The organism is Kribbella sp. CA-245084, assembly GCF_050942355.1.
Classification (GTDB): domain Bacteria; phylum Actinomycetota; class Actinomycetes; order Propionibacteriales; family Kribbellaceae; genus Kribbella.
Genome location: NZ_CP192053.1, coordinates 7,189,092 through 7,216,031, shown reverse-complemented (window position 1 = coordinate 7,216,031; position 26,940 = coordinate 7,189,092). Strand labels below are relative to the sequence as shown.

27 protein-coding genes are annotated in these 26,940 nt (G+C 67.6%); 15 read left to right on the top strand and 12 right to left on the bottom strand.

All coding sequences use genetic code 11. The features are described from left to right. The first annotated feature begins 138 nt into the window (after positions 1 to 138). Positions 139 to 1,317, top strand: coding sequence for an ROK family transcriptional regulator (locus tag ACQPYH_RS34210; protein ID WP_432879968.1), 1,179 nt, complete (start codon positions 139 to 141; stop codon positions 1,315 to 1,317). On the opposite strand, the gene ACQPYH_RS34205 is transcribed toward ACQPYH_RS34210, so the two are convergent. Continuing rightward, positions 1,314 to 2,540 (bottom strand): family 16 glycosylhydrolase, encoded by a 1,227-nt coding sequence (locus ACQPYH_RS34205; RefSeq protein WP_432879967.1) that lies wholly within the window; start codon positions 2,538 to 2,540, stop codon positions 1,314 to 1,316. The genes ACQPYH_RS34210 and ACQPYH_RS34205 overlap by 4 nt on opposite strands. A 234-nt stretch (positions 2,541 to 2,774) precedes the next feature. Between ACQPYH_RS34205 and ACQPYH_RS34200 the strand changes: the two genes are divergently transcribed. From ACQPYH_RS34200 to ACQPYH_RS34185, 4 genes are all read left to right on the top strand, one after another. After that, entirely contained in the window at positions 2,775 to 4,640 is a 1,866-nt protein-coding gene (locus tag ACQPYH_RS34200) for a lectin (RefSeq protein WP_432879966.1), read from the top strand. Beyond that, positions 4,637 to 6,007 carry a ricin-type beta-trefoil lectin domain protein gene (locus ACQPYH_RS34195; protein ID WP_432879965.1) on the top strand — a complete coding sequence of 457 codons (1,371 nt, stop codon included), beginning with the start codon at positions 4,637 to 4,639 and terminating at the stop codon, positions 6,005 to 6,007. Before ACQPYH_RS34200 ends, ACQPYH_RS34195 begins: the two co-directional genes overlap by 4 nt. Positions 6,008 to 6,192: 185 nt before the next feature. Then, positions 6,193 to 7,008, top strand: a complete 816-nt coding sequence (locus ACQPYH_RS34190) for a MerR family transcriptional regulator (protein ID WP_432879964.1) — start codon at positions 6,193 to 6,195, stop codon at positions 7,006 to 7,008. A gap of 3 nt (positions 7,009 to 7,011) precedes the next feature. Continuing rightward, a complete protein-coding gene (locus tag ACQPYH_RS34185) occupies positions 7,012 to 7,359 on the top strand; it encodes a VOC family protein (RefSeq protein ID WP_432879963.1) in 348 nt (115 codons plus the stop codon). On the opposite strand, the gene ACQPYH_RS34180 is transcribed toward ACQPYH_RS34185, so the two are convergent. Continuing rightward, the gene (locus ACQPYH_RS34180; protein ID WP_432879960.1) at positions 7,356 to 8,126 is read right to left on the bottom strand and encodes an AlkZ-related protein; all 771 of its coding nucleotides are present in this window, start codon (positions 8,124 to 8,126) and stop codon (positions 7,356 to 7,358) included. The two genes, ACQPYH_RS34185 and ACQPYH_RS34180, sit on opposite strands and share 4 nt — an antisense overlap. Before the next feature lie 108 nt (positions 8,127 to 8,234). Here ACQPYH_RS34180 and ACQPYH_RS34175 point away from each other — a divergent pair, with 108 nt between their 5' ends. After that, positions 8,235 to 8,858 carry a hypothetical protein gene (locus ACQPYH_RS34175; protein WP_432879958.1) on the top strand — a complete coding sequence of 208 codons (624 nt, stop codon included), beginning with the start codon at positions 8,235 to 8,237 and terminating at the stop codon, positions 8,856 to 8,858. A gap of 51 nt (positions 8,859 to 8,909) precedes the next feature. On the opposite strand, the gene ACQPYH_RS34170 is transcribed toward ACQPYH_RS34175, so the two are convergent. Next, positions 8,910 to 9,215, bottom strand: coding sequence for an ArsR/SmtB family transcription factor (locus tag ACQPYH_RS34170; protein ID WP_432879956.1), 306 nt, complete (start codon positions 9,213 to 9,215; stop codon positions 8,910 to 8,912). 22 nt (positions 9,216 to 9,237) lie between these two features. Further along, a complete protein-coding gene (locus ACQPYH_RS34165; protein WP_432879954.1) occupies positions 9,238 to 10,584 on the bottom strand; it encodes a DHA2 family efflux MFS transporter permease subunit in 1,347 nt (448 codons plus the stop codon). Positions 10,585 to 10,670: 86 nt separating this feature from the next. On the opposite strand from ACQPYH_RS34165, the gene ACQPYH_RS34160 reads away from it, so the two are divergent. Continuing rightward, on the top strand, positions 10,671 to 11,315 hold the full coding sequence (locus ACQPYH_RS34160) for a TetR/AcrR family transcriptional regulator (protein WP_432879951.1): 645 nt from the start codon (positions 10,671 to 10,673) through the stop codon (positions 11,313 to 11,315). On the opposite strand, the gene ACQPYH_RS34155 is transcribed toward ACQPYH_RS34160, so the two are convergent. Continuing rightward, positions 11,312 to 11,872 carry a TetR/AcrR family transcriptional regulator gene (locus ACQPYH_RS34155; protein ID WP_432879948.1) on the bottom strand — a complete coding sequence of 187 codons (561 nt, stop codon included), beginning with the start codon at positions 11,870 to 11,872 and terminating at the stop codon, positions 11,312 to 11,314. The genes ACQPYH_RS34160 and ACQPYH_RS34155 overlap by 4 nt on opposite strands. A gap of 33 nt (positions 11,873 to 11,905) precedes the next feature. Between ACQPYH_RS34155 and ACQPYH_RS34150 the strand changes: the two genes are divergently transcribed. Then, the gene (locus ACQPYH_RS34150) at positions 11,906 to 12,649 is read left to right on the top strand and encodes an SDR family NAD(P)-dependent oxidoreductase (protein ID WP_432879946.1); all 744 of its coding nucleotides are present in this window, start codon (positions 11,906 to 11,908) and stop codon (positions 12,647 to 12,649) included. Here the strand turns inward: ACQPYH_RS34150 and ACQPYH_RS34145 are convergent. Continuing rightward, complete coding sequence (locus tag ACQPYH_RS34145; protein WP_432879944.1) at positions 12,629 to 13,366, bottom strand: 6-phosphogluconolactonase; 738 nt, start codon at positions 13,364 to 13,366, stop codon at positions 12,629 to 12,631. The two genes, ACQPYH_RS34150 and ACQPYH_RS34145, sit on opposite strands and share 21 nt — an antisense overlap. A gap of 112 nt (positions 13,367 to 13,478) precedes the next feature. Between ACQPYH_RS34145 and ACQPYH_RS34140 the strand changes: the two genes are divergently transcribed. From ACQPYH_RS34140 to ACQPYH_RS34130, 3 genes are read left to right on the top strand one after another with little or no spacing between them, the layout of a single operon-like run. Beyond that, on the top strand, positions 13,479 to 14,156 hold the full coding sequence (locus tag ACQPYH_RS34140; RefSeq protein WP_432879941.1) for a DedA family protein: 678 nt from the start codon (positions 13,479 to 13,481) through the stop codon (positions 14,154 to 14,156). Between the two features lie 59 nt (positions 14,157 to 14,215). Next, entirely contained in the window at positions 14,216 to 14,830 is a 615-nt protein-coding gene (locus ACQPYH_RS34135) for an NADPH-dependent FMN reductase (RefSeq protein WP_432879938.1), read from the top strand. A gap of 25 nt (positions 14,831 to 14,855) precedes the next feature. After that, a complete protein-coding gene (locus ACQPYH_RS34130; RefSeq protein WP_432879935.1) occupies positions 14,856 to 15,644 on the top strand; it encodes a class I SAM-dependent methyltransferase in 789 nt (262 codons plus the stop codon). On the opposite strand, the gene ACQPYH_RS34125 is transcribed toward ACQPYH_RS34130, so the two are convergent. From ACQPYH_RS34125 to ACQPYH_RS34115, 3 genes are all read right to left on the bottom strand, one after another. Then, positions 15,641 to 18,106 carry an ABC transporter permease gene (locus ACQPYH_RS34125; RefSeq protein ID WP_432879933.1) on the bottom strand — a complete coding sequence of 822 codons (2,466 nt, stop codon included), beginning with the start codon at positions 18,104 to 18,106 and terminating at the stop codon, positions 15,641 to 15,643. The genes ACQPYH_RS34130 and ACQPYH_RS34125 overlap by 4 nt on opposite strands. Beyond that, positions 18,103 to 18,888: an ABC transporter ATP-binding protein gene (locus ACQPYH_RS34120; protein WP_432879930.1), complete on the bottom strand. Its 786-nt coding sequence runs from the start codon at positions 18,886 to 18,888 to the stop codon at positions 18,103 to 18,105. Before ACQPYH_RS34120 ends, ACQPYH_RS34125 begins: the two co-directional genes overlap by 4 nt. An 88-nt stretch (positions 18,889 to 18,976) precedes the next feature. Next, on the bottom strand, positions 18,977 to 19,573 hold the full coding sequence (locus ACQPYH_RS34115) for a TetR/AcrR family transcriptional regulator (RefSeq protein ID WP_432879927.1): 597 nt from the start codon (positions 19,571 to 19,573) through the stop codon (positions 18,977 to 18,979). 102 nt (positions 19,574 to 19,675) lie between these two features. On the opposite strand from ACQPYH_RS34115, the gene ACQPYH_RS34110 reads away from it, so the two are divergent. From ACQPYH_RS34110 to ACQPYH_RS34095, 4 genes are all read left to right on the top strand, one after another. Beyond that, positions 19,676 to 20,671 (top strand): hypothetical protein, encoded by a 996-nt coding sequence (locus ACQPYH_RS34110; protein WP_432879925.1) that lies wholly within the window; start codon positions 19,676 to 19,678, stop codon positions 20,669 to 20,671. A 190-nt stretch (positions 20,672 to 20,861) separates the two neighbouring features. Beyond that, positions 20,862 to 22,262 carry an extracellular solute-binding protein gene (locus ACQPYH_RS34105; protein ID WP_432879923.1) on the top strand — a complete coding sequence of 467 codons (1,401 nt, stop codon included), beginning with the start codon at positions 20,862 to 20,864 and terminating at the stop codon, positions 22,260 to 22,262. Between the two features lie 99 nt (positions 22,263 to 22,361). Next, positions 22,362 to 23,207, top strand: coding sequence for a carbohydrate ABC transporter permease (locus ACQPYH_RS34100; protein WP_432879920.1), 846 nt, complete (start codon positions 22,362 to 22,364; stop codon positions 23,205 to 23,207). Then, positions 23,204 to 24,031 (top strand): carbohydrate ABC transporter permease, encoded by an 828-nt coding sequence (locus ACQPYH_RS34095; protein ID WP_432879917.1) that lies wholly within the window; start codon positions 23,204 to 23,206, stop codon positions 24,029 to 24,031. Before ACQPYH_RS34100 ends, ACQPYH_RS34095 begins: the two co-directional genes overlap by 4 nt. A 298-nt stretch (positions 24,032 to 24,329) precedes the next feature. Here ACQPYH_RS34095 and ACQPYH_RS34090 read toward each other — a convergent pair whose 3' ends face one another. From ACQPYH_RS34090 to ACQPYH_RS34080, 3 genes are all read right to left on the bottom strand, one after another. After that, on the bottom strand, positions 24,330 to 25,007 hold the full coding sequence (locus tag ACQPYH_RS34090; protein ID WP_432879914.1) for a hypothetical protein: 678 nt from the start codon (positions 25,005 to 25,007) through the stop codon (positions 24,330 to 24,332). 92 nt (positions 25,008 to 25,099) lie between these two features. Then, entirely contained in the window at positions 25,100 to 26,308 is a 1,209-nt protein-coding gene (locus tag ACQPYH_RS34085) for an MFS transporter (RefSeq protein ID WP_432879912.1), read from the bottom strand. Between the two features lie 84 nt (positions 26,309 to 26,392). Then, positions 26,393 to 26,890, bottom strand: a complete 498-nt coding sequence (locus ACQPYH_RS34080; protein ID WP_432879909.1) for a GyrI-like domain-containing protein — start codon at positions 26,888 to 26,890, stop codon at positions 26,393 to 26,395. Positions 26,891 to 26,940: the final 50 nt, after the last annotated feature.

Here is a 26,940-nt window from a genome sequence, read left to right as displayed (position 1 = left end):
GTCACCGTCAATCACGGAGCGGTAACGAATCGAGTCTTAGTTCACGACTTGGAAGAAGGGAGCTCTTCCGTGCTGCCGGGCGGCATGATGGACTCGGGTCCGAGTGGCCCGCCCGGGGCCGGGCAGGGTGAGGTAAGGATGGAAGTACGCCGGACCACGGTGCGTGACATGCGCCGGTCCAACCGCTCGGTGATCCTCACCAGCATCTACCGCGAGGGCCCGCTGAGCCGCCAGGAGCTGACCGTGCGGACGTCGCTCAGCGCCGCGAGCGTGAGCAACCTGGTCGCGGAGCTGATCGCCGAGGGCGTGGTCGAGGAGGCCGGCTCGGTCGAGTCCGAGGGCGGCCGGCCGCGCGTGTTGTTGCGGGTCGCCCCAACGTTCCGGTACGTCGTCGGCGCCGAGGTCGGCGAGACGCGCGTCCGGGTAGAGCTGTTCGACCTGGCGATGAACGTGCTCGCCCGCGCCGATCACCCGATCAGCACGCCGACCCCGGCGGAGGTCGTGAAGCACGTACTGGAAGGGCTTTCGAGCGTCATCGCGTCGTCCGGCGTACAGCCCCAGCAGGTGCTCGGGCTCGGGGTCGCGGTCGCCGGTGTGGTCGAGGACAACGCCGTCGTCGACGCGCAGACGCTCGGCTGGGAAGCTGTTCCGCTTGCCGAGATGCTTGCTGAGGGCACCGATATCCCCGTGCACGTCGACAACGGGGCGAACATGCTCGGCCAGGCCGAGATGTACTTCGGCGCGGGCCGCGGCGCGACTGATGCGGTCGTGGCGCTCGTCGGCTCCGGTGTCGGCTCCGCCCTTGTAGCCGGCGGATCCAGCTACCGCGGCACCCGCAGCAGTGCCGGCGAGTGGGGCCACATGACGATCATGTACGGCGGCCGCCAGTGCCGCTGCGGCGCGCTGGGCTGCCTTGAGGCGTACGTCGGCGCGGAAGGCGTGCTCGATCGTTTTCGAGAGGCCGGTGGCGTCGTCGAGGGTGACGAGGAAACTGCCTTCGTCGAGCTGCTGTCGTCGACTTCGGAGCCGGCAGCAACCATCATCGCCGACACGATCGGCTACCTGGCTGCGGGATTCGCGAACCTGGTCAACCTCGTGAACCCCGAGCGCATCGTGCTCGGGGGCTGGGCCGGTCTGCTGCTCGGCGAGAAGCATCTGGACGAGTTGCGCGTCGAGGTGGGCAAGCACGCCCTCAGGCGGCCGTACGCGCAGGTGTCCATCGTGCTGTGCGAGCTGGGCCGCGACGCCGTAGCACTCGGCGCCGCGACCCTTCCCGTGGTGCGGTTGTTACGCGACGGTGGCGCACTACCTCGCTAGACGGTCCACTTCTGGTTCGCTCCGCCGGAGCAGGTCCAGATCTGCGTCGGTGTCGAGTTGGCGGAGTTGTTGCCGGTGACATCGAGGCACTTGTTGGCGTGCGGATTCACCAGGTCGTGCCCGCCGGTGTAGGTCCATTGCTGAGCCGCGTTGCCGTTGCACGTTGCCAGTTGGACTCTGGTGCCGTCGGCAACTCCGGCGTTCGCGACATCGAGGCATTTGCCCAGGGCCCGGATCGTGCCGTCACCGGGGCGGCTCCACTGCTGGGCGTTCGTACCGTTGCAGTCGTACAGCTGGACCGTCGTACCGTCGGCCGCGTTCGCTCCGGCGACGTCCAGGCACTTGGCGGCCAGGCCGGTGATCTGCGAGCCGCCGCCACCCGAGCTGCCGAGCGTGGAGACGCGGACGTAGTCGACGGTCATGGTCTGCGGCATCACTGTGGAGCCGTCCGGGTTGCCCGGCCAGCCGCCGCCCACCGCGACATTCATGATCATGAAGAACGGGTGGTTGAAGACCCAGGTGTTGCCGTTCAGGTCGGCCGGTGTCCGACGCTCGTACTGGACGCCGTCGACGTACCAGGTAATCGAGTCCGGCGCCCAGTCGACGGTGAAGGTGTGGAAGTCGTCGGCGAACGACCAGCCGTTCGGATGGTTGTACGCGGCACCGATCCCGCCGGCGCCGGAGTAGCCCGGTCCGTGGATCGTGCCGTGGACGGTGGCCGGCTCCTTGCCGATGTTCTCCATGATGTCGATCTCGCCGTCGTTCGGCCAGTTGCCGCCGCCCAGCATCCAGAAGGCCGGCCAAAGCCCTTGGCCGCGGGGGATCTTGATCCGCGCCTCGAACCGGCCGTACGTCTGGGTGAAGGTCTGTGAGGTGAGCAGCCGGGCCGACGTGTACTGGCACGGGCCGTACCAGCATTGGAAACCGCCGCTCTCCTGGCGGGCCGTGATGACCAGATTGCCGTTGCCGTCGAGGGCAGAGTTGCGCGTGCTGTTGGTGTAGTACTCGAGTTCGCTGTTGCCCCAGCCACCGCCGCCGGTGTCGTACCGCCACTTGGCGGGGTCGGGGGCCTGGCCGGAGGGGCCGTCGAAGTTGTCCTCCCAGACCGTTGCCGTGGTTGCGGCGGCGGCCTGCTGATGCGCTGTGGCAGCAGGCTGGAGGAGGGCGGTGCCGGCGAGTGCGGCACCGATCGCGAGGAACGCGAGCATGCGGGGACGCTTCATGAGTACCTCATTTCGGGGGCGTCTGAATGAGGGCAGGAATTGGACCGCAGCGTGCCGTGAGAACGCTCTCAGGTCAACCCCGGGACTAAATAAAAGATCTGAAAAAAGTCTCGGCTTCGACGTTGACACCGGTTTGCACGGATGGTTACCTCTTGCTGACCACCAGTTGCGGCGCGGGCAGACGCCGGCAACTACACCGCCCCAAACTCCTTTATACAAAGGGAGAACCGCCCCATGAAACGCTTCCTGCCGCTCGTGGTCGCTGCGCTCTGCGCGGCCGCCGCCGGCCTCGGCATCGGCACCGCTCCACCGGCGCAGGCCGCCGGCGAGCAGGTCAACATCTGGCTGACCACCACCAACGACAGCGCCGGCCAGAACGTCACCCGCGGCCTGCAGCAGCAGACCCCGGTCAGCTTCGGCCCGGCCGGCGGATCGGCCAACCAGACGATCACGGTCAACGAGAACACGACGTACCAGTCCTTCGAAGGCGGCGGCGCGTCGTTCGCCGACAGTTCCGCCTGGTTGCTGAACAGCAGCAACACGATCTCGGCCGCGACCCGCAACCAGGTGATGAAGGACCTGTTCGACCCGGTCGACGGGATCGGCCTGGCCTTCATCCGCAACCCGATGGGCGCCTCGGACCTTGCCCGGTTCAACTACTCCTACGACGACACGTGCTGCGACCTGAACGACTTCAGCATCCAGCACGACCTCGCGGACGTCGTACCGCTGACCAAGCAGGCCCGGCAGCTCAACCCGGCCGTCAAGGTGATGGGTTCGCCGTGGAGTGCGCCGGCCTGGATGAAGGACAACAACGACTTCGTCCACCGCGGCTGGCTGAAGGCGCAGTACTACCCGACGTACGCGCAGTACTTTGTCAAGTACCTGCAGCAGAACGAGGCCCAGGGCAACCACATCGACTACATCTCGGTGCAGAACGAGCCGACCTGTTGCGGTAACGACAACACCGGCTACGCGTCGATGAACTGGAACGGCTCCGGGTTGCTGGAGTTCACCAAGAACAACCTGATGCCGGCGCTGCACGCCGCCGGGCTGACGACCAAGGTGCTGATCCTCGACTACAACTGGGGTAACTACAACGACCTCGGGTCGGTCCCGATCGCGGACGCAGCCCTGCGCAACGATCCGAACTTCGGCGGTATCGCCTGGCACGGGTACGGCGGCGACGTGAACCTGCAGACGCAGATCCACAACCAGTACCCGAACGTGAACGCGTACATGACCGAGCACTCGGGCGGTACGTGGATCACCAACCAGCAGGTCGAGGACATGAACAACCTGATCGACTACACCCGCAACTGGGACAAGTCGTGGGTCAAGTGGGGCATCGCGCTCGACGAGGATCATCTGCCGTTCGTCGGCGCGGGCTGCAACGTCTGCACCGGCCTCGTCACCGTGCACCGCAACGACAGCCAGCGCGGTCAAGTCACCAAGACCGTCGAGTACTACACGATGGGCCACCTGACCAAGTTCGTGAAGCCGGGCGCACTGCGGATCGACTCGACCGCGAACAGCTCGGTGAAGAACGTGGCCTGGAAGAACCCGGACGGTTCGAAGTCACTGATCGCCTTCAACACCACCGGCAGCTCGCAGTCCGTGCGGGTGAACTGGGGCTCGCAGTCCTTCACCTACACGCTGCCGACCAAGACGTCGGCGACCTTCACCTGGTCCGGCACGCAAAGCGGCGGTGGCGGTGGCGGCGGGGGTCAGATCACCGGCCTGGGCGGCAAGTGTATGGACATTGCCGGCGCCAACAGTGCGGACGGTACGGCGGTGCAGCTCTACGACTGCAACGGTACGACGGCGCAGCAGTGGGACCGGCCCGGGGACGGGACGATCCGTGCCCTCGGCAAGTGTCTCGACGTCAACGCCGGCTCCGTCGCGAACGGTGCTCGCGTACAGCTGTACAGCTGCAACGGCAGCGCCGCACAGCAGTGGACCTACACGTCCGGCCGGGACCTGGTGAATCCGCAGGCGAACAAGTGTCTCGATGTCACTGGCAACAATTCCGCGAACGGTACGCCGCTGCAGCTGTGGAGCTGCACTGGCGCCGCGAACCAGAAGTGGAGCGTGTCATGAAGCGCATGACGGCAGCAGCCGGAGTCCTGGTGCTCGGCGCCGGTCTGTTGATCACAGCAACTCCCGCCGCCCAGGCGGCGACCGGCGCGATCACGGGGTTGGCCGGCAAGTGCGTGGACGTGGCCGCGGCGAACAGCGCGGACGGTACGCCGGTCCAGCTGTACGACTGCAACGGGAGTGGCGCGCAGCAGTGGAGCCGGTCGAGCGACGGAACGTTGCGTGCCCTCGGCAAGTGTCTCGATGTGTCGGGTGGCTCGGTGGCCAACGGCGCTCGCGTCCAGTTGTGGACCTGTAACGGGTCGGCGGCGCAGCAGTGGACGTACACGTCTGGTCGGGACCTGGTGAACCCGCAGGCGAACAAGTGTCTCGATGTCACCGGCAACAACTCCGCGAACAGTACGCCGCTGCAGCTGTGGAGTTGCACGGGCGCGGCGAACCAGAAGTGGAACGCTCCGGCCGGCGACGACGGACCTCCGCCGGCGGGTGGCGCGCCGATGGCGGCCGCGCCGTACCTGTATGAAGGCTGGGGTGACCCGCCGAACCCGGCGACCGTGATGAACGCGTCCGGGGTGAAGTGGTTCACGATGGCCTTCATCCTGTCCAACGGTTACTGCAACCCGCAGTGGGACGGCGGCCGGTCGCTGACCGGTGGAGTGGACCAGCAGGCGATCAACACGATCCGGTCCAACGGCGGCGATGTCGTGGTGTCGATCGGCGGCTGGTCGGGCAACAAGCTCGGTCAGAGCTGCGGATCGGCGAGTGAGCTCGCGGCGGCGTACCAGAAGGTGATCAACGCGCTGTCGCTGAAGGCGATCGACATCGACATCGAGGACCAGGAGATCGCGCAGGCCGGTCCGCGGCAGAAGGTGATCGACGCGCTGAAGATCATCGAGCAGAACAACCCCGGTATCACGACGTACCTGACGTTCGGGACGACCACGTCCGGTCCGGACGGGAACGGTCAGGACCTGATCCGGCGCGGTGCGGCCTCCGGGCTGAACCTGGACGGCTGGGTGATCATGCCGTTCGACTTCGGCGGCGGTACCAACAACATGGGCTCGTTGACGGTGCAGGCGGCCGAGGGCCTGAAGAACCAGGTGAAGTCGGCGTACGGGCTGAGTGACGACGCCGCGTACCGGAAGATCGGCATCTCGTCGATGAACGGCATCACCGACAACGCCGAGCGGGTCAACGTCTCCGACTTCGAGACGATGCTGTCCTACGCGTCGCAGCACCACCTGGCCCGGTTCACCTACTGGTCCGTCAACCGCGACCGCCCCTGCACCGGCGGCAGCGCCGACAGCTGCTCCGGCATCTCCCAAAACCCCTGGGACTTCACCAAGGTAATCGGCCGCTACCGCGGCTGACCCCCACAGAGCTGGCCGGCCCAAGGGCCGGCCAGCCGGCCGGTTGCGTGGCGGGCTCGTCGGCTCCTGAGCCGAGCCGGTCTGGGCTCGCTGCGCATTCCGTCTTTCACCCCGCCCGCGACGCGAAGCGTCGCGGGCGGGCTTTTGTTTGACTCTCCGGTTACCGGAGGGTGGAAGCTTGTCGCATGACGGCGACGGTGACGGTGGGGGAGTTCTCCCGCCTGACGCATCTGAGTGTGAAGACCCTGCACCACTACCACGAGATCGGGCTGCTCGCGCCGGTCTCGGTTGACGCATCGTCGGGGTACCGGCGGTACAGCACTGCGCAGGTTGACACGGCGCAGTTGATCCGGCGGCTGCGTGAGTTGCGGATGCCGCTGGCCGACGTACAGGCAGTGGTCGACGCCGGTGACGGCGTGGCGCGGGAGGAGCGGCTGCGGGCGCATCTCGAGCGGATGGAGCAGGAGCTTCAGCACACCCGTGACGTGGTCGTGTCGCTGCGTGAACTGCTGACGCCCGGTCACCCGGTGCTTGACGTCGAGTACCGGTTCATCCCGTCGTTCCGTGCGTACGGCGTCCGGGGTGACGTCGTACGCGACGCCTTCGGCCCGTGGTTCGAGTTTGCCTTCGGGCGACTCGGAGCAGTCACCGGCGACATCCGGGCGACGTCCGGGGCGACGTACAGCGACGAGTTCTTCACCGACGACAAGGGCGAGGTCGTCGCGTTCCTCCCGGTCGCGCCCGACCAGCCGCCGGCCGACGGGGTGGAGCTCGTCGACCTGCCCGGCGGGTACTTCGCGATCGCCGTCCACGCCGGACCGATGACCGACTTCGACCGCACGTACGGCGGGCTCGGCAGCCACGTCGCGGAGTACTGCGAGGTCGCACCCGGCCCGATCAGAGAGCTTTACCGCATCGGCCCGGGCGACGTGCCCGATCCGGCCGACTACCGAACCGAAGTCTGCTGGCCGATCCAGCGGATCCCTGTACTGAAAGGCTGAAACGTGTCTATTTCCCTCGAGAACATCGCCTTCGACTGCACCGACGCTGCGGCCCTGGCCACCTTCTGGGCCGGCGTGCTCTCCACCGAGGTCGATGCTGATGGCAACCAGTTCTTCGCGACCGTGAACCGGGCAGCGGACGGGCCGACGCTGATGTTCCTGCAGGTCCCCGAGCCGCGCAACGGCAAGAACCGCCTGCACGTCGACCTCGCCGCCACCGACTGGGCCGCCGAGGTCGACCGCCTCGTCGGACTCGGCGCCAAGCGCGTCGACGAGCACAACGAGTACGGCACCCACTGGATCACCCTCGCCGACCCGGAAGGCAACGTCTTCGACGTCGCCGAGCACTAACAGCAGACGTACCGGGCGCCGTCGACGGTCGCGCGGTCCGCAGTGACCAGTTCGTCGAGGTGGACTCGCGCCCGCGCCACCGGCCACCGGAAGGCGCGGGCCAGCTCGCCGGGCGTGGTCGCGAGCATCGTGTTCAGGAACCGCCCGGCCGCGAGCGCGTGATCCGCCGAGCCGCCGACGTCGAACTGCCGGCAGGTGAGCGCGATCAGCGCGGCCGGCCAGCCGGATGCGGACTCGTGCACACCCGCGGTGGTCACCAGCAGGTTCCGCTGCAGTTCGGTGATCGCCCGTTGATAGCGGCCACGATCGCCGATCAGGGATCGCAGGGTCGCGCTCGGCAACGGTTCGGCGGCGATGGCATCGGCGATCTCATGAGCTGCCGGCGACAGGTCCAGGGACAGGTGGTCGCTGGGGTCGCCCGCTGCCGGGTACAGCGCGTTCAGGAGCTCCGGCGACAGGAACGTTCCACGGCCGCCGAGATAGGCGCCGTACCAGGCAAGCCCCCGCCGGGGGAGCTCGTCCTTCCAGGTCCAGACGCGTTGCTCGTTCGTCCCCATGCCGCTGCCGAACGGTTCCTCGTCCTCGCCCGCGACCGCCTCCCACAGTGACGGCACGACGGCTCGCGGGGCCGGAAAGAGCAGCGCGAAACCGACGTCGTCGATGAAGCGCGCGGACCGCTCAATCGATCCGACGCGCCGTCCGCGGACCCACCAGCGGGCGGCGCGCGCCCGGCCGAGCTCGGCGTCGGAACTGCCCGGGTTTCCCATCGGGACAGTCAATCATCGGGTCCCTTGCACGGGCCGGGCGGGCGGAGGACTGTGGGAAGCGTCCGGCGGCGCCGCCGGGGTGCTGCCCCGAAGGTAAGGGGGTGGATCGTGTACGCGCGTTCCACCACGATCCGTGCTCTGCCGATGTCGATCGATGCCGGTATCGCCCGGATGCGCGACGAAGTCATGCCGATGCTCGCCGAGCTGGACGGCTGTATCGGGCTGTCCATGCTGGCGGACCGGGAGTCCGGCCGGTGTATCGCGACCAGTGCCTGGCGGACGGAGGAGGCGATGCGGGCCACGGACGAACAGCTGAGGCCGGTCCGGGACCGGATCGCGGCGACGCTCGGCGGCGGGAGTCCGGAGGTGGAGGAGTGGGAGATCGCCGTACTGCACCGTGACCACCGTTCGGTCGACGGCGCGCGTGTGCGGGCGACCTGGGTGCGGATCGATCCGGCGAACCTCGGCCGGGCGATCGACGTCTACCGGCTGGCCTTGTTGCCGGGACTCGAGGATCTGGCGGGTTTCTGCAGCGCCAGTCTGCTCGTCGATCGCACCTCCGGCCGGACGGTCTCGTCGGTGACGTACGACAGCCAGGAGGCGATGGACAGCAACCGCGAAGCCGCCGCCTCGATGCGGGCCGCGACCGCCAAGGACGCCGGCGCGGAAGTCGTCGACGTCTGCGAGTTCGAGCTTGCCGTCGCCCATCTGCGCGTCCCAGAGCTCACCTGACCTCTCGCCGTCCCGATTCAGCACGGCCCGGACCCAACTCCGGGCCGTCGCTCATTCCATCCGGTCGAGGTGGGCCTCGAGCGCGTCGAGGCGGTTGTGCCACAGATCGCGGTACGGCGCCAGCCAGGCGTCGATCTCGGCCAGTGGCGCCGGGCGGAGGCGGTACCAGCGGCGCTGGGCGTCGTGACGGACCTCCACCAGCCCGGCGTCGCGCAGTACCTTCAAGTGCTTCGACACCGCGGGCTGACTGAGCGACAGCGCGTCGACAAGCTCGCCCACCGGCCGCTCCCCGGCCCGCAACAGATCGAGAATGTCCCGCCGCCGAGGCTCCGCCAACACCTCGAACGTAGTTGCCATACCAGGAATATAACCCGGCCTCTCACTTTTCCCGCCGGCCCGGGAACGCCGCGGCGCCGAACGCTGCGGCGGCGGTGATCCCGATCGCCGTCCAGAACGCGGTCGGGAACGATCCGCGTTGCAGGATCACCGCGAGTACGGCGGTACCGAGCGAGCCGCCGATCTGCTGCAGGATCCGGACCCCGGTCGTCGCGGCGGCGTACTCCGTCTTCGGCAGCGTCGCGTACGTCGCCGTGATGGACGGCAGAAGGGATGCGGTCAGCCCGACTCCTCGTACGACGAGAGCGAGTGCCAGCAGGACGAGCGGCGTACTCGGGCCGGCGATCGCGAACGGCACCGTCCCCGCGACAGCGAGCGTCAGACCGACGAGCATGATCATCCGGGTCGCGCCGGTGCGGTCGAGGATCCGGCCGACGAACAGGGTGCCGACGATCGCGCCGAGGCCTTGCGGCGCCAGCAGTAGTCCGGCCTCGAGCGGGCTCGCACCGCGCAGCCGTTGGTAGTACAGCGGTAGCAGCAACATGGCGCCGAAGAGCGATCCGCCGAAGATGAACACCAGCACCGCGGATGCGCTGAAGGATCGGTTGCGGAACAGCCGCAAGTTGAACAGCGGCGCCGCGCTCCGCAGCGCGTGCACGGCGTACCCAAGAAGCAGGACGACGCCGACACCGACTCCGGCCAGTGCGGCGGCGGATTCGCCGTACGACGTGAGGCCGTAGATCAGGATCGCGAGCCCGGGGGAGAGGAGTAGAAGCCCACGGGCATCGAGGGACGGGCGGGTGCGGGCCGCCTCGCCCTGGACCAGGTTGCGCGAGAGCACGAGGGCCGCGAGCGTGACCGGGACGTTGATCAGGAACGCCCAGCGCCAGTCGAGCGTGCCGATGATCAGACCGCCGAGCACCGGCCCGGCGACCGGGGCGAGCTGGGTGGGCACGAGGACGAAGGTCATCAGCCGACCCATGGTGGCCTGATCGGCCTCGCCGGCAAGGGCGATCCGGATCAGCGGCAACATCATTCCGCCGCCGATGCCCTGCAGCACCCGGAACCCGATCAGCGCACCTGCGGACCAGGCCCCGGCGCACAGCAATGAACCCAGGCCGAAGCCGACCAGGCAGAACGCCCACATCCGACGTACGCCGAACCGGGCGACGGCCCAGCCGGTCAGTGGGAGCGTGGCGGTCAGAGCCAGCAGGTACGCCGTCGTGACCCACTGGATCGTCGACAGCGGCGATCCGAACTCGTGCGCGAGCCGGTTGATCGCGACGCTGACGATCGTGGTGTCGAGCTGGGCGGCGACCGCGCCGAGGGACAGCACCAAGGCGAGGCGGATCAGCCGCGGTTCGAGCCGGGTGGTCTCTGCAACGGGCATGGGAGGCGCTCCAAACAAGACTTGACGGTTCAGTCTCGTTTGAAGCTAGATGAGACTGAACCGTCTAGTCAAGTAAGGTGGTGGTCGTGAGCTCCTCTGAGACTCCGGTCGGTCCCGGGCGGCCGCCGGTCCGGGTCAAGTCGCCGGCGAAGCGATCGGCGATCCTCGCCGCGGCCACGAAGCTGTTTCTCGCGCAGGGGTACGAGCGGACCAGCGTCGACGCGATCGCGGCGGAGGCCGGCGTCGGCAAGCAGACCGTCTACGGGCACTTCGGGGACAAGGAGAAGCTCTTCCTGGCGGTGATCGAGGAGACGCGCCGGGAGCAGGATGCCGCGCTCGGCCCGGTACTGCGGGATACCGGCGATCCGCTGGCCGATCTGACCGGGGCCGTCGAGTTGGTCCTCGACGGTGTGCTGTCGCCGCCGATCGCCGCGTTGCATCGGCTGACGATCGCCGAGCTGCCGCATCACCCGGAACTGCAGCGGCTGTGGCGCGACAAGACCGGCAAGCGTGAACGCGCGGCCGTGATCGCCGACTACCTCCGGGCGTGTGACGCGAGAGGTCTGCTGCGAGTTCCTGATCCTGAGCTAGCTACTCGGCAGCTGACCTATCTGGCCCTCGCTGAAGGACGGGTGGCGACGTTGCAGGGGACCGAGCCGTTGACGAAGGCCGAGCGGCATCGGATCGCGCACGAGGCCGCTGACCTGATCGTTCGTGCCCATCGCCCTTAAGGCGCGTGGCCGAAGACTGCGGTGAAGGCCTCGTTGTAGAGGTCGGGAAGGTTGGGTTTGCCGTTGTTGGCGGCCCAGCGGAGTAGGGCGGTGTGGGTTACGCCTAGGCAGGCGCTTGCGGCTGCGCGGGCGGCGTACTCGAGGGTCGGGTCGTCGGCGCAGATCGCTTGGACGAACGCCTCTTGCAGGCGGAACTGGCTGTCGAGGTGGCGGGCCTGGAGGGCGGGGGTCGAGCTCATCAGCTGGAGCCGGACGAGGAGCAGGTCCGTGTTCGCGCGCTCGATGGTTGCCAGTACGGCGCGGCCGATGCGGTCGGTGAGGGAACCGGTTGACGGGAGCTCGGCGATCGACGCGGCGGCCTGCTCGTCGAAGTCGTCGTACAGGACGAGGTCTTCCTTGGTGGGGAAGTTCCGGTAGACCGTCATCGCCGAGACGCCGGCCGCGTCGGCGACCTCGTTGACGGTGGTCGCGTCGTACCCCTGGTCGCTGAACAGGCGGAGTGCCTGTCGCTGGATGCGTTGCCGGGTGTCGGCGCGCTGGCGGTCCCTCAAGCTCATGTGGTAGATACTAACAACATGATAGTTTCTAACATGAATGACAGGGTTGCGTTGGTGACGGGTGCGTCGCGTGGCATCGGGCGGGCGATCGCGGAGCGGCTGGCCGCGGCGGGGAGCTACGTGGCGGTGCACTACAACCAGGACAAGGCCGGGGCCGAGGAGACTCTCGAGCGGATCGGCGGTCGTGGGTTCGTGATCGGCGCCGAGCTCGGGGTGCCGGGCGATGTCGACGCGGTGGTCGAGCAACTGACTGCTGGGCTGTCCGGTCGTCGGCTGGAGGTGTTGGTGAACAACGCGGCCGCGCAGCCGGCTGGTCCGATCGGGACGGACTCGGAGGAGGCGTTCGATCGGTTGATGGCGGTGAACGTGCGCGCGCCGTACTTCCTGATCCAGCGGCTGCTGCCGATCTTGGCTGACGGCGGCCGGATCATCTCGATCTCGTCGGTCGCAACCCGGATGGCGAACCCGACACAGACCTCGTTCGCCATGACCAAGGGCGCGGTCGAGACGATGACGCGCACGCTGGCGCAGGAGCTCGGCCGGCGAAGCATCACCGTGAATGCGGTGGCGCCCGGCGCGACCCGGACCGAGGCGAACGGCGCGATCTTCGAGACGCCGGGATTGTCCGAGTTGATCGTCGGTCAGACCGCGCTCGGCCGGCTGGGCACGGGTGAGGATGTCGCCGACGTGGTCGCGTTCCTCGCCTCACCCGAGGCGCGGTGGATCACGGGTCAGGTCGTGGATGCCTCCGGCGGTCTACACCTCGGCGTCGGCTGATTCCCTGTCCAGGAAGAGTTGTACGTCGGCGTGCATGCGCAGCGCCGTACCGGGATAGTCCGGGCTGATCGGCTGGCTCAGTGTGTCGTTGACGGCCTGTCGCTTGACCGATCCGGGGACTGAACCGACCAGCGCTCGCGCGTTGAGCAGGCGGGGGATCGTCACCGTGACGGCGTGCGTGGGTACGTCGTCCATCGCGGCGAAGTTGCCTTCGTCGACCTGCTGGCGGCGACTGGTCTCATCCAGCGCGACGATCTTCGCGGCCCGCGGATCGTCGAAGTCGGCGGGTGGGTCGTTGAAGGCGAGGTGGCCGTTGACGCCGAGCCCGAACAGGACGAGGTCGAACGGCTCGTCGCCCATCAGATCCGCGTAGCTGTCCGGACCTGCTTCCGGCGCCAGCGGACGGAACGTTGCCTGAGGCACCTGATCGAGGAAGCTCCGGTGCAGCCAGTTCCGGAACGACTGCGGGGCGTCCGCCGACAGGTCGACGTACTCGTCCATGTGGAAGCACTCGACCCGGCTCCAGTCGATGTCCGGCTGCACGGCGAGCGCCGCAAGGGTCGCGGTCTGGCTCGGCGCGGCGGCAAGCATGATCCGCGCACGTCCGGTCGCCGCGATCGCCGTACGGATCTGCTCGGCGGCTGCGGTGGCCGCGGCCCGGCCGAGCTCTTCGCGCGACGGGTACGTGCTGGTCCGGGGGGCGTGCTCGACTGTCATCCAAAACCCTTTCTATTGGTGGCAAATGCTCGCACAGCGGGGGTTTTCCCCCGGTCGGTACGGTGGGTGGCTCCAGTGCGTAGGGCGTGTTCGCGGACCTAGCGTCGCACCCATGATGACGACGACGAATCAGGTGATGATGACCGCGCTGCAGGCGACGCAGGAGCCGACCGGTGGAGTGGCCGGGTGGGCGATCGATCTGATGGAGCGGATGGGGCCGGCGGGGGCCGGGCTCGCGGTCGCGCTCGAGAACCTGTTCCCGCCGTTGCCGAGCGAGGTGATCCTGCCGCTGGCCGGCTTCGCGGCGGCCCGGGGTGATCTCGGGCTGATCAGCGCGATCGTGTTCACCACCCTCGGGTCGGTCGTCGGTGCGCTCGCCCTGTACGGCGTGGGCGGGGTGCTCGGCCGCGATCGGACGCGCGCGATCGCCGGGAAGCTGCCGTTGGTGAAGGTGGCAGATATCGACAAGGCTGAGGAGTGGTTCCTGCGGCACGGCGCCAAGGCGGTGCTGATCGGGCGGCTGGTCCCGGTCGTGCGCAGCCTGATCTCGGTGCCGGCCGGGGTGGAGCGAATGCGGGTGGCACTGTTCCTGCCACTGACCGCGCTCGGGAGCCTGGTGTGGAACTCGTTGCTGATCCTGGCCGGTTACCAGCTCGGTGAGCGGTGGCATCTGGTCGAGTCGTCGGTCGGGGTGTTCCAGAAGCTGGTGATCGCCGGTGCGGTCGCCGCGGTGGTGTGGTTCGTGGTCGTGAAGCTGCGCGGGCGTTCAAATCCTGAGAAAGTCAAGTAGCGCGCTCGACTTTGACTACGCTCGAGGTATCACTGCCGATGCCTCAGGAGTTGGGTCAGATGCCCTCAGTCGCGTTCGAGTCGCAGGTCGTGCCCCAGGCCGGGTCCGAGGATGCGCCGGTCTGGCCGCAGTCCGTCGTCACGGTGGTCGGCAATCCACGGGCGGGTTCGCGGACGGCGGCCGCCGCGGCGTCGGTCGCGGAGTTGCTGGCCTCCGAGCTCGGTACGCCGTACCGGATCGACGAGCTGATCGACCTGGTGACCTTCGCGCCGGCGATCTTCCAAGGTGACGATCATGCGGAGTTGCAGAACGCAATCGACCTGGTCTCGTCGGCCTCGGTGATCGTCGTCGCCACCCCGGTCTACAAAGGCAGCTACACCGGTCTGCTGAAGAGCTTCCTCGACGTACTCCGGCCTTCGGCGCTGGCGGGATCGGTCGTCGTGCCGGTCACCGTCTCCGCGGCCCCGAGCCACAAGCTCCTCGCGGATCAACACCTCCGCCCGGTCCTCGCCGAACTCGGCGCAAGCGTGCCAGTCCCCGGTGTAATCCTGGAGGAGCGAGACCTCGAAGACCTGCAGGTAGTCCTCTCCAGCTGGATCCGCGCCAACGCCGGCATCATCCAGGCGACAACGATCGCGCTGCAGCCGGTGGCTGAACCGACGCCTGCACGATAGCCCTGCGTTGTGCCATCGTCGGTGGATGGACGATCGCGAGCGCGTCGAGCGGAACCGGACCGCGTGGGACGTGCGGGCCGGGGTGCACGTGTCGTCGGAGTTCTACGACGTCGACGGGTTTCGGGACGGGCGTAGTTCGTTGCGGGCGTTCGAGGTCGAGGCGCTCGGCGACGTCCGCGGGAAGCGGCTGCTGCACCTGATGTGTCACTTCGGGCTGGACACATTGTCGTGGGCTCGGCTCGGCGCCGAGGTCACTGGCGTGGACTTCTCCGCGGAAGCGGTGGCGGTGGCGCGGCGGTTGGCGGATGAGGTCGGGCTACCGGCGCGGTTCGTCCAGGCGGATGTGTACGACGTGGCCGACGTACTCGAGCCTGCGTCGTACGACGTGGTGGTGGCGACGTACGGGGTGCTGGTCTGGCTGCCGGATCTCGACGAGTTCGCGCGGGTGGTGGCTCGCATGCTTCGGCCCGGCGGAGTGCTGTTCCTTGCCGAGTTCCATCCGATGCTGTCGATGGTCGATGGAGAGCTCCGGGTGCGTACGTCGTACTTCCGGACGGGGGCCGTCGACCGACAGGTGAACACCAGCTACACCGGACAGGCGGTGTCGGAGCATGTCCAGACCACCTGGCCCTGGACGGTCGGCGGACTGGTCAACGCGCTGGCTGGTGCCGGACTGCGGATCGTGCGGCTTGATGAGTTGCCGGTGGATCTGCGGCAGCGGAGCCCCGGGATGGTGCAGGGCGCCGATGGGTTGTGGCGTCTGCCCGGGGATCCGCTGCCGTTGTTGCTGACTTGTCTTGCTGTGAAGGGTTAGTCGTTGTAGCTGGGTTGGGTGGGGGCGTGGCGGAGGGTTGTGGTTGCGGGGAGGAGGGTGGAGCCGAAGGTGAGGATCGTGGCGGCTGCGACGATGACGCCGTAGATCCACAGTGGGCCGGTGGGGAGCGCGCTGGTTGAGACCTTCGCGGAGAAGGGGAGCAGGCAGGCGAGGGCTACCGCCGTCCCCAGCGTGACTCCGGCGAGGGTGACCAGGGTGCTTTCGGTCCACAACATCCGCAGGACCTGTAGTCGCGTCGAGCCGGTCAACCGTTGCAGGGCGAACTCGCGGCGGCGGCGCAGCGTCGACGAAACGAGCGTGTTGACGACCGATACCGCGGTGTACGCGATCAGCATTCCGACCAGCATGTAGTTGACCCACGCCTGCGTCTGCAGATCTTCCGCGTTCGCGGCGACCAATGTACTGCGGTCTGCGACCTGGACAGTCGGATGAGCCGCCGCAAGCTTGGCCAGCCCCGGCCGTACGTCGGCACCCGGTGCGGCGCGGACGAGGATCTGCTTGGTCAGACCGTCCGTCGTGTGAGCGGCCACCAACGACGCGGGCATGATGATCGTCTCGTACCCGCGCTCCGCAGCGAACGTCGCAACCACCCGCAGCTTCACCGGCGTTCCGTCGCCCAACGTCATCGCGATCTCGGACCCGACCCCGCGCCCCGTCTTCGTGGCCATGTAGTCCGGGATCGCCACAGTCGAACCGGTCAGCCCGGCGAGCGATCCGTTCGTGAGCCGGACCGGCGCCGTACCGTTCGCGCCTTGGGCGTCCACGCCGATCACCGGCGCACCGTCTTCGTCGAACGGCGAATTGCGCGGGTCGTCAACCGCACCGATGCTCCGCACGTACGCCGACGCACTCGCGACACCCGGTACCGCGCGGACTTGCTGGAGCAGCGCCGGCGACAGACCGGCATCCGAGACCACTACGGCATCTGCGCGCAGATCCCGGGTGAACGCCTCAGAGGACGCGTGTACCTGCGTCGTCTGCATGTACAGGTTGGCCGTTGAGATGCCGACGGCAAGCATTACCGGCATCACCGCGGCGGACATCGCGACCGAGCGCGCCGACAGGTTGCGGATCGCTAGCCGACCGTTGACCCGGGTCAGTGCCTGCACCGGCCACCGCCAGAACGCGAGCACAGCCTTGGTCCAGAAGGGGCCGAGCAGCGCGACACCGATTGCCCAGCAAAGGATCGATGGGCCCGCAGTCGAGCCAGCGAGCGGTCCGGTCATCACCGTGGCGGTGACGATGAGCAGCGCGAGTCCACCGCCGAGGAACAGCAGACCGAACAGCAGCCGCATCCAGCTGAACCACTTCCGCTGCAGCGAGGCCTCGGCCAGCGCCTCGATCGGGCGGATCTTCGCGGACTTGCGGGCCGCGATCAGTCCTGCACCGATGGCTGCGAGTACGGCGGCACCGGCGCCGGCGCCGAACGGGATCCAGCCTTGCGAGAACTCGATCACCGACGACGCGACGCCGTGGGTGCTGAGCTGGTCGAAGAGGAATCGTCCTAGGAAGGTGCCTGGGATGACGCCTACCGCCACGGCCGGCAGCGAGACGAGGAGCGCTTCGCCGAGGATCATCCGGCGGACCTGCCCTGGCGTCGTACCGATGCCGCGGAGGAGAGCGAACTCGCGCTCGCGGTGCTGTGCCGCCAGGGCCAGCGTCGAGGCGACGACGAACATCATCGTCATGGTTGCGATGCCGCCGAACGAGCCGGCTACCGCGATCAGGGCGGTCTTGTGTGACTCGGCGTCGGGGTGCTCGGCCAGGCCGCGGTCGACGCCTTCGCGGACCGTGAGGTTGCTGTCGATTGCCTTCAGCCGGTCCTTCACGTCGTCGAGGTTGGTGCCGGGGGCAACCAGTACGCCGACGTCGGCGAAACGCTCCGGGTTGCGCGCGAACTGGGCGGCGTCCGGGTTGGAGAAGAAGGCGTTGCTGGTTGCTGTCGGGGCGATTCCGCTGACCGTGAAGGTCTTCGGTTCGCCGTTGACGATGAGGGTGAGGTGATCGCCGGGCTTGCCGGACGAAACAACTACCTGACCGGAGCCTGGTGCGTGCCCGGTGCTGAGGTGATACGGGGCCAAGGATGCGCTGGACCAGTTGTGGCCTTCAGCAACCGACGGACCGACCGCGGGGAAGGTGTAGTCGCCGATGGCGGACGAGACGCCTTCTGTGGAACGGATTTTCGCTAGTGCGTCGACCGGGACGCCGACGCGTTCCGGCAGGGGAGTGGCGTCTTCCTCGCCGGGGCGGAGGTGGGATTGTTTGCCGGTGACAACCAGTGCGGTGCCGGCCAGGCGTTGGGGTTCGACGTTGGAGCGGATGCCCGTTTCCATCAGGCCGCCGCACGCCATCACGATCGCCGTACCGAAGACGACCGCGACGAACGTGGCGATGAATCCGCTCTTGCGGTGGCGCAAGGTGCGGATGGCTTGGCGCATCATCCCGCCACCACCTGCAGGTTGGACCGCGCGCCGAGGTGGGTCATCCGGTCGGCGACCTGCTCGGCCGTCGGCTCGGACAGGCTGCCGGCCAGTACGCCGTCGGCCAGGAAGACGACCTGGTCGGCGTACGACGCCGCGACCGGATCGTGGGTGACCATCACGACTGTCTGTCCCTGCGTACGAACGGGCTCGCGGAGGAGCTCGAGTACGTCGGCTGCTGTCTGCGTGTCCAGCGCGCCGGTCGGCTCGTCGGCGAAGATCACGGCCGGACGGGCGACGAGGGCGCGGGCGATCGCGACGCGCTGCTGCTGGCCGCCCGACAGTTCACCCGGGCGGCTCTTGTACTTGTCGGCGAGACCAACCCGCTCCAGGACCTGGCGGACGGCGGCCTTGTTCACGCGCCGGCCGTCGAGCTCCTGCGGTAGGCAGACGTTCTGCCAGACGGTCAGCGCGGGCAGCAGGTTGAAGGACTGGAACACGAACCCGATCCGCTCGCGGCGGAGCTCGGTCAGCTTGCGCTCGCTCAGCCCGGCCAGCGGCAGGCCGTCGATCAGCACCGTGCCCGACGTCGGCCGGTCGAGCCCGGCCGCACAGTGCAGGAACGTGCTCTTGCCCGAACCCGACGGACCCATCACCGCGGTGAAGGTGCCGGGGGCGAATTTCATCGAGATCCCGTTGAGGGCGGTGACGGTGTTGCCGCCACGGCCGTAGACCCGTCGTACGTCCTGCAGGACGACCGAGTATCCGGTCCCGTCGACTGCTTCCTGCTTCCGCTTTCTCATGCCGTCGACGCTACGGAGCAACGGCGTACCGCCCCATGGTGCTGGACCACCGTACGGGGTGGGTGAAACTCCACCTCTCAGGAGCGCCCTATGAACGCAGTAGTGCCCGCAGTCCGGCCTTGTAGGTGGCCGGGGTGACGTCGCCGATCAGCAGCCGCTGCAGGACGAAGCCGGGGATCATGCTGAACATGACCTGGGCGACATGCTCGGGGTTGGCATCCGGGTCGAGCGTGCCGTCGGCCTGCGCGCGCCGGGCGATCACCAGGAAATGGCCGCGAAGCTTGCAGTACTTGCCCTTCGCGATGCCGCGGATCTCCTCGTTGCGCAGGGCCTCGGCCCAGGCCTGTACGGCGATCCGGGTGACGTCTCCAGCCGGCGCGCCCGCGACCCGCACCACCTGGTCGACGGTGGCTTCCAGCGCGGCCAGCGGAGTCAGCGGCTCATCGGAGGCGAGCAGGTTCTCGAAGAGCTCGTCGACGGTGCTCAGCGCGTCCTCGGCGATCGCCGCGACGATCTCTTCCTTGCTCTTGAAGTAGCCGTACACGGCGCCTGCGGACAGCTGGGACTCGCGGATGACGTCGGCCATCGTCGTCTTGTGGAAGCCCTCCGCGTTCATGCAGACACGGGCCGCCGCGACGATCTGCTCGCGGCGAGCCAGGCGGTGCTCCTCGGTGACCTTCGGCACGCTCGAAACATAAAACGAATGTCCGTTCTTGACAAGTCGCCGGGCCCTGGGGAGTCTATAAAGAACGGACATTCGGTTTTATTCGTTGAAGGAGTTCCCGTCATGACCACTGAGGCGCACGCGGCCGAACGTCGCCGGCCGCCCCTGATCGCCGTCATCGTGCTGCTGACCGCGGTCCTCACGGTGTTCCTGATCGCCTTCGCCTGGCCGTCCGCGCGGTCCGAACCGCGGAACGTCCCGATCGCGGTGTCCGGTCCGACGCCGGCGGTCGAGCAGGTCAGGGCCCGGCTCGACCAGGCGGTACCGGGCGGCTTCGACATCACCGCCGTACCGGACCGGCAGGCGGCCGTGCAGCAGATCGAGGACCGGGACGTGTACGGCGCGATCGTGCTGGACTCGGCCCAACCCGAGGTGCTCACGGCGTCCGCGGGCGGTCCGGTCGTTGCGCAACTCCTGACCCAACTGGCCGGTCAGCTGGATGGCCGGGCCAAGGTCACGGACATCGTCCCGCTGCCGAAGGATGATCCGCGGGGCGCCGGGTTGGCTGCGGGTGCGCTGCCGCTCGTGCTCGGCGGAATCATCGCGGCCGCCGCGCTGACCCAGCTGGTGCGGCCCGGGGCGAAGCGGGTGGTCGGCGCTGTCGCGTTCGCGATCACCGGTGGGCTCGCGCTGGCCGCCGTACTGCAGTTCTGGCTCGGCTCGTTCGAAGGCAGCTACCTCGGCAACGCGGGCGTGATCGCACTGTCGATCGGCGCGATCAGCCTCACCTTGCTCGGACTCGAGTGGCTGATCGGTACGGCGGGACTCGCGCTCGGCAGCGCGACGATGATGCTGCTCGGCAATCCGCTCTCCGGGATGACGAGCGCCCCAGAGATGCTGCCGAACGGCTGGAGCACCCTCGGACAGCTGCTGCCGCCCGGAGCCGCGGGTACGGCGCTACGGTCCGTGAGCTTCTTCGACGGCGCCGGAGCGGCCAGACCACTCGTCGTACTGGCCTGCTGGTTGGTCGGCGGATTGGCGCTGTGCGCACTCGGATCGCTCCGCACGCGAGGACGCGCCGTACCGGCTCGACATGAGGCCTCCGCCGTCGCAGCCTGACAAAGTGAAGGTATGACAGCGCGGTGATCGGATCGTTACACCCTGGTCACCGCGTTTCTGCCTGACTGCTGCGACAACGTTGTCTGTCAAGCATTGACTTCGGTTGCTCGAGGCTCCTACGGTCGCGGGAAAGCCCGCAGGGTTTGGGCCGTGGTACCGGTATGACAACGATCGCCCGAAGGTGGACCTGATGGTGACAAGGAAACGTTTCATAGCAGCGGCCGCCGCGGGCGCGCTGCTGCTGGGGGTCTCGGCCTGTAGTCAAGGCTCGACGACCAAGCAGCCGGAGGCCGGCAGCTCGCAGAGCTCCGGACCCGCGCACATCAAGATCGCGTACCAGCAGTGGGGTCCGGGCGTGGTGATGAAGAACTTCCTCACCGGCGTGAAGACCGAGTACGAAGCCGCGCACCCGGGATCCCAGGTCGAGATCGTTCCGGTCGTTGCCAGCGAGAACGACTACTACACCAAGATCCAGTTGATGATGCGCTCGCCGAACACGGCGCCGGACATCGTCTACGAGGACACCTTCCTGATCAACTCCGACATCACCGCGGGGTACCTGAAGCCGCTCGACGACTACATCGGCAAGTGGGACCAGTGGGGTCAGTTCGAGGACACCGCCAAGGGCGCGGCGCGTGGCCAGGACGGCAAGACGTACGGCGTACCGGACGGCACCGACACTCGGGCCCTGTGGTACAACAAGCAGATTTTCGCGAAGGCCGGCCTGCCCGCCGACTGGCAGCCGAAGACGTGGGACGACGTACTCAGCGCGGCACGCACCATCAAGCAGAAGGTGCCGGGCGTGATCCCGTTCAACATGTACTCCGGCAAGCCGATGGGTGAGGCCTCGGCCATGCAGGGCTTCGAGATGCTGCTCTACGGCACCAAGGACACCCTGTACAACTACGACCAGAAGAAGTGGGTCGTCGGCAGCCAGGGCTTCAAGGACTCGCTGAACTTCGTCAAGACCGTCTTCTCCGAGGGCCTGGCGCCGTCGCCGAAGGACGCGCTCAGCCCGAACATGGGCAGCAAGGTCGGCACCGAGCTGCTGCCGCAGCAGAAGCTGGCGATCGACCTGGACGGCTCGTGGATCTACGGCAACTGGCTGAAGTCCGGCGCCAAGCCGTGGCCGCAGTGGAGCACGGTGCTCGGCCAGACCGCGATGCCGACGCAGGACGGCAGCGGCAAGGGCAAGGTCAGCCTCTCCGGCGGCTGGACCTGGGCGATCCCGGCCAAGTCGAAGAACCCCGACGCGGCCTGGGACTTCATCAAGACCCTGCAGACGCAGAAGAACGCCGCCAAGTACGCCACCGACGGCGCGCAGATCGCGGTCCGCAAGGACGTCGCCTCCGACGCGGCGTACAAGTCCTCCTCGGCGAGCACGCAGTTCTTCACCGACCTCGTCTCGGTGACGGTGTACCGGCCGGCGCTGCCGGAGTACCCGAAGGTCTCGAACGAGATCATCACCGCGATGGAATCGGTGATGACGGGTCAGTCCCAGCCTGATGCGGCGGCGAAGAACTACGACCAGGCGGTCGAGGGCATCGTCGGCGGCAAGGACAGTACGACGACGAAGAGCACTGGCCAGTAGCTCGGAGGATTCTCCCCTGTGACGACGACTGTCGCTCCGTCCTCCACGGCCGCCGCTGGTACCCCCAGCCGGCGGCCGCGGGGGGCCAAACTAGTCAAGATGCTGCCGCTGTCGCCGGCCATCGGACTGATGCTGGTCTTCCTGGCCGGCCCGATCATCTACTGCGTGTACGCCGCGTTCACGAACATGGCGCTCACCGGACCCGGTGCCGCGAACGTGAAGTTCGTCGGGCTGGACAACTTCCGCAAGGCGTTCTCCAGCGGCGCGTTCACGAACTCGATCTGGCTGACGCTCGTGTTCACGCTGATCTCCGCGATCATCGGCCAGAACACGCTCGGCCTCGGACTCGCGCTGCTGATGCGGAAGTCGACCAAGACCGTCCGCAACTTCGTCGGTACGGCGGTCATCGGCGCGTGGGTGCTGCCCGAGATCGTCGCGGCGTACCTGCTGAGCGCGTTCTTCAACGACGACGGCACGCTGAACGTGATACTGCACGCGGTCGGCCTGCCCGGCCAGGACTGGTTGTACGGGGCACCGATCATCGCGGTGTCGCTGGCCAACATCTGGCGCGGTACGGCGTTCTCGATGCTGGTGTACTCCGCCGCGCTGAGCGAGATCCCCAAGGAGATCGAGGAATCCGCGGAGATGGACGGCGCCGGCGGCTGGCGGCGACTGCTGTTCGTGACGCTGCCGATGATCACCCGTGCGGTCATGACCAACCTGATGCTGATCACGCTGCAGACGCTGAGCGTGTTCGGCCTCATCTACGCGATGACCCGGGGCGGCCCGGGGACCAAGAGTCAGACGTTGCCGCTGTACATGTACGAGCAGGCGTTCAGCTTCTCCCAGATCGGCTACGGCACAGCGATCGCACTGGTGATGCTGGCGATCGGCGCGGTCTTCTCGCTGATCTACCTGCGTGGACTGAACTCGGAGGCAGCATGATTGCCCGCGACCGGATGAGCAAGCTCGCGTCGAACCTGGTGCTGTTGGCCATCGGCGTACTGTTCGTCCTGCCGTTGCTGTGGGTGCTGTTCGCATCGATCAACCGGACGGCGGGGCTGCGGGTCGAATTCCCGACGCATCCGACGTTGGGGAACTTCAAGGCGGTGCTGAACACCGACACGACGTACCGGCCCGTTCTGAACGGGATCGTGCTGTGTGGCGGGGCGGCGTTGCTGACGATGATCTGCGCGGTGCTCGCGGCTTATCCGTTGTCGCGGTTCAAGACGCGCTTCAACCGGCCGTTCTTGCTGACCGTGTTGTTCTGCACGGGGTTGCCGATCACTGCGGTGATGGTGCCTGTGTATGGGCTGTTCGTGCAGCTGAACCTGGTGGACACGCTGGGCGGCACGATCATGTTCATGGCGACGTCGGCGTTGCCGTTTGCGATCTGGCTGACCAAGACGTTCATGGACGGCGTACCGCTTTCTTTGGAGGAAGCGGCGTGGGTTGACGGCGCCGGGAACATGCGGGCGCTGTGGGCGATCGTGCTGCCGCTGATGTGGCCGGGGATCGCGGTGGTGCTGATCTTCACGTTCATCGGCATGTGGGGAAACTTCTTCGTCCCCTTCATGCTGCTGCTGTCGCCTGAGCGGTTGCCGGCCTCGGTCAGCATCTTCACGTTCTTCGGCCAGTACGGCGAACCGAACTACGGCCAACTGGCGGCGTACTCCCTCATCTACACGATGCCCGTCCTGCTCCTGTACCTGCTCCTCTCCCGCAAACTCGGCGGCGCCTTCGCCCTCGGCGGAGCAATCAAGGGCTGAACCCAACCACCAGAGCCGCGGAGCGGACGTGGGTCACTGATCAACGGGGGTTTTCGGCCGGCTCGGGGATGGACTTGAGGGTGCGACGGCCCGGAGCGGGTTGGTTGGTCAGTGGCCCAGGCCCGCCCACGGATAGGTGCTGCCGCGGGACCGGTTGGCTCGCGGAAGCCGGGACGTCTCAGGGGTCAACCCTTGAGATGGTCGGTTGTTCGGTGTGGATTCGAGGGGGCAACCGACCGGCTTGGGGGTTGACCCCTCAGACGTCCCCGTGTGCGGCCGGGTCGTGGACGGGTGAGTGTCAGTCCGTGGTGAGGGTGGCGCGGGTTTTCTTCCAGAAGGTGAGTTTTTGGTCGAAGGGCCAGTTCCACTGGGGGTCTGGGGTGGACTGGGCGTAGCGGTCCAAGGCGATGGGTGCCAAGGGCGCGGTTGATTCGGGGGCGCTTTCGGTGACTACGGCCAGGCGGACCACGAAGGTGACCAGGCGGGTGAGCTTTGAGTGTTCCTTGGTGGTTTCCAGCTCTTTGAGTTGGGAGCGGAGTTGTTTGATGGTGCGGAGGGCGGCGCGGTGTTCGCCTCGGCCGGTTGACGTGGGGACCTCGTCGGCGGGGATTCCGAGGAGCTCGGCGATGTCGTCGAGTGCAGCGTCGTCAGAAGAAGAGGACTTGCCGAAGCGGCGCGGTTTGTCGGCCTGGAGGCGGTCGGCGAGTTGGCTGAGTAGCTCGTCAAGGCGCTGGACGACCTCAGGGAGTACGCCGTCGGCGGTGCGGCGGCGGTTGGTTGCCAGCGCGGTGACGCGGTCGTGTTCCGCCTCGACGGTCGATCGCAGGGTCTCGGGCCAGTCGTCCAGCCCGGTCAGCTCTTCCTGCGGTGGCGCTGACGCGTTGAGGTCGCCGGCGCTCAACGGCTTCGCGCCGGAGCGGGCGGCGTCGATCTCTTCGCCGATCTTCTTCTGCGGACCCGGAACGATTGAACTCACACATCCACCTTAGTGTCTCGTAAGCGCTGTAGCTCGACGCTATCGGCGCCCAGGCACGCACCTCGACACCGCTATCGCTCGAGCTACAGCGCTTACGAGACACGACGCAGGTTCCAGACCGATGGGACGACCAGCGTGATCACGGTGATCAGGACGAACAAGGCAGCGCCGTACAGTTCGACGGCTTTGACGCTGACCAGCGCAGCGACGTATCCGACAGTGAGCTGACCCGCGGGGCCGGCGATGAACGAGCCGAGCATGTCGTACGACGAGACGCGGGAGAGCTTCTCGATCGGGACGTGCTGGCCGAGGGCGGTGTCCCAGCTGATGCCGAAGATGTCGAAGCCGACGCCGAGGAGGAACGCGGCGATCGCCATCGCCCAGGTGTATGGCAAGAGCGCCAGGCACAGCATGACCGGGACCGTGAGCAGCATGCCGAGCATGCCCGTACGCAGCGGGTAGCGGGGTTTGAGCCGGAGCATAATGATGCCGCTGGCAACTAGTCCGGCGCCGAAGCAGGCGCTGACGAGGCCCCAGCCGGTTCGCCCGAACGTACGGTCCGCGATCACCGGGCCGAGGGTTTGGTAGGCGGCGGTGAAGATCAGGTTCAGCAGGCCGAACGCGAGCACGATCACCCAGACCCACTGCCTGGAGACGAACTCGCTCCAGCCGTCGCGCAGGTCGGTCAGCATCGACGTGGCGGCGCGTTCGATCCGCGGGATGGTCAGGCGGGACAGCAGCGCGGCGGCGATCAGGAACGTCGCGCCGTCGACCGCGAGCCCGACGCCCGGACCGGTCAGCCCGACGATCACGCCGGCGACCGCGCCGCCGCCGATCATCGCGGTCGAGCGAGCGAAGCCGGCGATCGCGTTCGCCTGCGGGAGTTCGCTGCGGTCGACGATCGACGGGAGGATGCCGGTCATTGCGGGCATCACGAACGCCGCCGCGATCCCGTTCACCGCTTCGATCGCGGCGAGTTGCCAGATGGTCGCGTGCCCGGAGAGTACGAGCGTGGCGGCGAGACCCTGCGTGAGCCCGCTGACCGTGTTGGCGACGACCAGTACGAGGTCGCGCGGGAGCCGGTCGGAGATGACGCCGCCGATCAGCAGGAAGACGATGTTCGGGATGCTGCGCGCCGCGAGCACTGTGCCGACCGCGCCGGCGGAGTCGGAGATGTCTAGTACTGCGAACACCAGCGCCACCGGCGCGATCGTCGACCCGAGGATCGAGATGAACCGCGCGGAGATGAACACCCGCACGTCCCGATGCCGCAGTACGGCCAGATCCTGCCGGAACCCCACCGCGCCCCCTCCACCATGCCGAACCCAGCGATCCTATGGTCTGGCGGGCCGGCCCGACCTGCTGTTTTCGGAGAGCAGAGCGGCCTAGGCGTCGGCGAGGCGGAGGTTGAGCTCGACCTCCCACTTGGTCTTGCGCGGTTCGGTGCGGGGATCGGTGCGGAACGCCTCGTACCTGCAGACGAAGAGATCGCCCTCGGGGACCTCGCGGCGATCGAGGGCCAACTGCTCGTCGGCGGCCCAGTCGAGGAGAGCGCGGTTGGCGCGGAGCGAGTGGTTGCGGTACGTGAGCGTCGCGTACCGCCCGGCCGGCAGCGTGGCCGGCCGGACGCGGTCGTCGCCGGGCAGCGCTTCCGGCGTCATCAGGCCCACTTCGAGATCCATCGGCCCGGCCATGTCGATCACGTGCAGCCGAAGGAAGAACATGCCGGAGTCGTCGACACCCGCCGTCCGAAGCCAAGCGAACAGCTCGTCGAGCAGTTCGTTCCGCTTGGCCAACATGCCACGGAACGGCGTAATCACCCGGATGCCGAGAGAGTGCTGGTCCGGTCGCTCAACCACCCGCTGGACTTCGAGTAGGTCCACGCTCGCCTCCTCCGTCGCTCGACTATACGCAGGCTGCGTAGGTAATCCTC

Excerpts from the sequence above, each read along its gene's own strand:
- ACQPYH_RS34205 (WP_432879967.1), bottom strand. The coding sequence starts at position 2,540 with ATGAAGCGTCCCCGCATGCTCGCGTTCCTCGCGATCGGTGCCGCACTC.
- ACQPYH_RS34165 (WP_432879954.1), bottom strand. The coding sequence starts at position 10,584 with ATGCCCGTTGCAGAGACCACCCGGCTCGAACCGCGGCTGATCCGCCTC.
- ACQPYH_RS34105 (WP_432879923.1), top strand. The coding sequence starts at position 20,862 with ATGGTGACAAGGAAACGTTTCATAGCAGCGGCCGCCGCGGGCGCGCTG.
- ACQPYH_RS34110 (WP_432879925.1), top strand. The coding sequence starts at position 19,676 with ATGACCACTGAGGCGCACGCGGCCGAACGTCGCCGGCCGCCCCTGATC.
- ACQPYH_RS34130 (WP_432879935.1), top strand. The coding sequence starts at position 14,856 with ATGGACGATCGCGAGCGCGTCGAGCGGAACCGGACCGCGTGGGACGTG.
- ACQPYH_RS34195 (WP_432879965.1), top strand. The coding sequence starts at position 4,637 with ATGAAGCGCATGACGGCAGCAGCCGGAGTCCTGGTGCTCGGCGCCGGT.
- ACQPYH_RS34190 (WP_432879964.1), top strand. The coding sequence starts at position 6,193 with ATGACGGCGACGGTGACGGTGGGGGAGTTCTCCCGCCTGACGCATCTG.
- ACQPYH_RS34095 (WP_432879917.1), top strand. The coding sequence starts at position 23,204 with ATGATTGCCCGCGACCGGATGAGCAAGCTCGCGTCGAACCTGGTGCTG.
- ACQPYH_RS34125 (WP_432879933.1), bottom strand. The coding sequence starts at position 18,106 with ATGATGCGCCAAGCCATCCGCACCTTGCGCCACCGCAAGAGCGGATTC.
- ACQPYH_RS34100 (WP_432879920.1), top strand. The coding sequence starts at position 22,362 with ATGCTGCCGCTGTCGCCGGCCATCGGACTGATGCTGGTCTTCCTGGCC.
- ACQPYH_RS34145 (WP_432879944.1), bottom strand. The coding sequence starts at position 13,366 with ATGACAGTCGAGCACGCCCCCCGGACCAGCACGTACCCGTCGCGCGAA.
- ACQPYH_RS34210 (WP_432879968.1), top strand. The coding sequence starts at position 139 with ATGGAAGTACGCCGGACCACGGTGCGTGACATGCGCCGGTCCAACCGC.
- ACQPYH_RS34120 (WP_432879930.1), bottom strand. The coding sequence starts at position 18,888 with ATGAGAAAGCGGAAGCAGGAAGCAGTCGACGGGACCGGATACTCGGTC.
- ACQPYH_RS34150 (WP_432879946.1), top strand. The coding sequence starts at position 11,906 with ATGAATGACAGGGTTGCGTTGGTGACGGGTGCGTCGCGTGGCATCGGG.
- ACQPYH_RS34140 (WP_432879941.1), top strand. The coding sequence starts at position 13,479 with ATGATGACGACGACGAATCAGGTGATGATGACCGCGCTGCAGGCGACG.
- ACQPYH_RS34155 (WP_432879948.1), bottom strand. The coding sequence starts at position 11,872 with ATGAGCTTGAGGGACCGCCAGCGCGCCGACACCCGGCAACGCATCCAG.
- ACQPYH_RS34200 (WP_432879966.1), top strand. The coding sequence starts at position 2,775 with ATGAAACGCTTCCTGCCGCTCGTGGTCGCTGCGCTCTGCGCGGCCGCC.
- ACQPYH_RS34170 (WP_432879956.1), bottom strand. The coding sequence starts at position 9,215 with ATGGCAACTACGTTCGAGGTGTTGGCGGAGCCTCGGCGGCGGGACATT.
- ACQPYH_RS34180 (WP_432879960.1), bottom strand. The coding sequence starts at position 8,126 with ATGGGAAACCCGGGCAGTTCCGACGCCGAGCTCGGCCGGGCGCGCGCC.
- ACQPYH_RS34135 (WP_432879938.1), top strand. The coding sequence starts at position 14,216 with ATGCCCTCAGTCGCGTTCGAGTCGCAGGTCGTGCCCCAGGCCGGGTCC.